Raw genomic sequence first — 2,886 nt, 5'->3', positions numbered from 1 at the left:
AAATCCAGTCCACCCCTAGGGATACCGTACAGGGGAACCTCGGTCAGGAAGAAGTATATAAGAAGGGTTACAGCCGTCCAGATGAGCTTCTCCTTGAGGGAGGGGGTCCTTTTGGGCTTCTCTACCTCCGGTATCCCCTTATTTATCTTGGCGATTATCTCCCTCATTATGCTCATGTTTACCCCCTCACTCTCACTCGGATTCCGATTCCGTTAGCACGGCACCTCCTGCCTCCTCTAACTTCCTGACGGCCATCTCCGTGGCTAGGTCTATTTTGACCAGCAAGGGCTTGGTGACGCTGCCCCTACCCAGCAACTTATCGTAACCAGCTTCTGACAGGTCGATCTCTATGCCCTTCTCAGTCTCCCTGGCGTATCCTAGGGACATCAGGTTCGGGAGCATCCTCTCTAACTCCCCCACATTTACAGTCCTCACCTCCCTGACGACAGCCCTTGGCCTCTTAAATCCCCTCCTGCCTCTACCGAAATAGTCTGGCTCATACGCTGTTATCCAAGTCCAGAGATGCTTCTTCACTCCTGCCTTTCCGAACCCACCCTGTCTTCCGCTCCTCCTGTGCTGCCTCTGCTGCCCGTACCCGTGGAGCCTGTGTCCTCTCAGCTTTCTACTCTTCTTCCTCCTCCTAGGCATAGTCCGCATCATATCATCCTCCTCAAGAGCCTATTTATCTCCTTCCCCCTATATCCTAACTCTCCTCCGTCATTCCACGCCCTCTTCGTCGTCTTCTTGAACCCTCCCTTGGGGGGATGAAGCCTGAAATAGGGCTTCAGCCACTTCAACTTGTGAAGCCTCACCTCTCCCCCCATAACTGCATCGACTAGCTCCTCTACACTCGAGAAACCAGTTTCCTTCCTATGTTTCTCCAGCCACCCGTCCGTCAGCCTGCCTCCAGTAGTGAGCTCCCCTCTAGCCTTGAGTAGTTGTATCAGGGTCTCCCTGTCGATCTCCCCGTAAGTGGTGTAGTCCTTGACCTTGTGAAGCATTCCCTTATACGAGGGAGTCAGGGGCACCACGGTAGCCCAGAACTTCCTCTTCATGTGGAGCATATCCAGAGTATGCCGTATATCCGGCTTTATGTCGACTCTACCCCTTATCCTCACAACGGCCATCAGCGGGACCTCTTCCAATCCCAATCACCTCTCAGGGCGCACCCGACATCGTGCGCTCCCGCGCCTAACGGGCGCGCGCCTCTCCACCTGACTAGAACGAGGGAATAAAAAGCTTTAGATCAGACCCTCCAGTCCTGCGGGAGGGTCATCAGGAGGAGCTTCCAGAGCGCATCGTGAATCGCGAAGGCGTAATTCATCCTGTTCTTCGTCTGACCTTTGGAGAACACCCTAACGTCCTGCAGGCCGCCCAGTCCCAGTATCACCTTAGCGGTCTCGTTGCCCACTATGCCCAGCTTCCTAGGGGCTGGCATCAGGGTGACTCTCACGGAGCCTGAGGACCCAGTCACCGTGGCAGGGATTGAGTGGGGCCTGCCGCAACCGCATTCCCAAGAGCCACAGCCCTTCCTCACCTTTACTATGTTCAGCTTGGCGTTCCTTATGGCATCAGCCAAGGCTATCCTGAACTCCCTCCCCTTGCCCTTCCCGACGCCGACGTAGCTCATCCCATCTCCAACAGCGGCCACTATCCTGAGCTGGGTCAGCTCACCCGCGTCGGTCTGCCTCTGAACCCTCCTCACCTCTATTATCTCCTCTTTAAGGCCTGGAACCAAGAGATCGACTATCTCCGGCTCTTGGATGGGCATGCCCCTCCTCAGTATCTCGTCTATGCTCTTGATCCTACCTTCAGCGACGAGTTTGCCCACCCTAGTTCTGGGGGTCCAAGTCCTCTCCAACTCGCTTTGAGCCTCTCCCTCGGCTGACATTTTCCTCAACCCTCCCTTAGCTCCCTGCTTATTTAACCATTGCCTCCCGAGGGCCCGCGCTCCAGCTGAGACAGCACCCTCTCGAAGACCTCAGGCATGGACTCCGGATCTGCTTCCCTAGACAAGTAAAGGGCAAACTGTCTCCTGTAGAACTCCTCGTTATCCTCCTTTAAAGAGGAGGCCCAAGAGGCTATATGCTCGCCCCTTATCCTGTCCTCCTCGGGTAGTACCTCAGGAGAGTGGGGAATCTCTATACCCGCGTCTAAGGCGCCCTTGAGGGCCGCGTAGAGCCTAGAGCCCTTGGTGGATGGGAACCTCCCTATATCTAAAACCGCCCTCTCGACTCCCGCCTCCTTAGCCCTCAGAGCCGCCAAGTACCCGGTGAGATAGGCCGCAGACGTGTTCTTCCCTCCGTACGGCCATCCATATCTCGATAGCTCCTTGGAGAAAGCGTATGCTATTACCTCATCCCCCTCGGGTCTGAACTTGACGAATTGCACTATTATGTACCTGTTAGTCCTCCTGACCACCATCCTAGGGAGCCCGCTCTTCAGCAGAGCCAGCCTCTTCTTGTAGTCGGTCTTACCCTCCCTTCTCCGTCTGAATCTGACCTTGTACCTAGCTGATCTAGCCAACCCCCTTCACCTCCCTCATGATGTGGGACCTGAGGTGGGAGACGCTGTCGAACCTAGAGAGTCTCCTGTAGAGATCCCTGTACATCTTGGCGTCTATTATTCCCCTCTCTTTCATCGATTTGAGTTCCCTCCTCAGGGCCCTTATCTTGTTCACCCATCTCCTCTTCCTAGGAAGTCGTCAGTACTTGCCGCCTTTCCTCCTACCAGGACCCCTGCGTTTCGGCCTCGCCCTGGTCCTGGCTCTACTCACTCCCCTCTTGGGCAGTATCTCTATGGCCCCGGACCTTATCAGTCTCCTTATATCGCTCCTAGTTATCGCTTCCTGTATGAGCTCTATCTTCTCAGGGTTTATCCTAACCC

General features: G+C 55.2%; 5 protein-coding genes and 1 pseudogene. All 6 read right to left on the bottom strand.

Translation table 11 applies throughout. From position 1 onward, the window contains the following. Positions 1-167: preprotein translocase subunit SecY (locus QI197_05840; protein ID MDK2372882.1), on the bottom strand; the 167-nt coding region annotated here is incomplete at its 3' end. A 25-nt stretch (positions 168-192) separates the two neighbouring features. Beyond that, positions 193-660, bottom strand: coding sequence for an uL15 family ribosomal protein (locus QI197_05835; GenBank protein MDK2372881.1), 468 nt, complete (start codon positions 658-660; stop codon positions 193-195). Continuing rightward, the gene (locus QI197_05830) at positions 657-1,145 is read right to left on the bottom strand and encodes a 50S ribosomal protein L30 (protein ID MDK2372880.1); all 489 of its coding nucleotides are present in this window, start codon (positions 1,143-1,145) and stop codon (positions 657-659) included. Before QI197_05830 ends, QI197_05835 begins: the two co-directional genes overlap by 4 nt. 101 nt (positions 1,146-1,246) lie before the next feature. Then, a complete protein-coding gene (locus tag QI197_05825) occupies positions 1,247-1,891 on the bottom strand; it encodes a 30S ribosomal protein S5 (protein ID MDK2372879.1) in 645 nt (214 codons plus the stop codon). 32 nt (positions 1,892-1,923) lie between these two features. Beyond that, the gene (locus QI197_05820; GenBank protein MDK2372878.1) at positions 1,924-2,526 is read right to left on the bottom strand and encodes a 50S ribosomal protein L18; all 603 of its coding nucleotides are present in this window, start codon (positions 2,524-2,526) and stop codon (positions 1,924-1,926) included. Next, positions 2,519-2,827 (bottom strand): annotated as a pseudogene (locus tag QI197_05815) (50S ribosomal protein L19e). Before QI197_05815 ends, QI197_05820 begins: the two are co-directional and overlap by 8 nt. Positions 2,828-2,886 lie beyond the last annotated feature (59 nt).

Source organism: Thermoproteota archaeon (assembly GCA_030130125.1).
Classification (GTDB): domain Archaea; phylum Korarchaeota; class Korarchaeia; order Korarchaeales; family Korarchaeaceae; genus Korarchaeum.
This window is presented reverse-complemented; position numbering and strand designations above follow the sequence as displayed.

What these genes read in the sequence shown, in the direction of transcription:
- QI197_05825 (MDK2372879.1), bottom strand. Translation starts at nt 1,891, where the DNA reads ATGTCAGCCGAGGGAGAGGCTCAAAGCGAGTTGGAGAGGACTTGGACC.
- QI197_05835 (MDK2372881.1), bottom strand. Translation starts at nt 660, where the DNA reads ATGATGCGGACTATGCCTAGGAGGAGGAAGAAGAGTAGAAAGCTGAGA.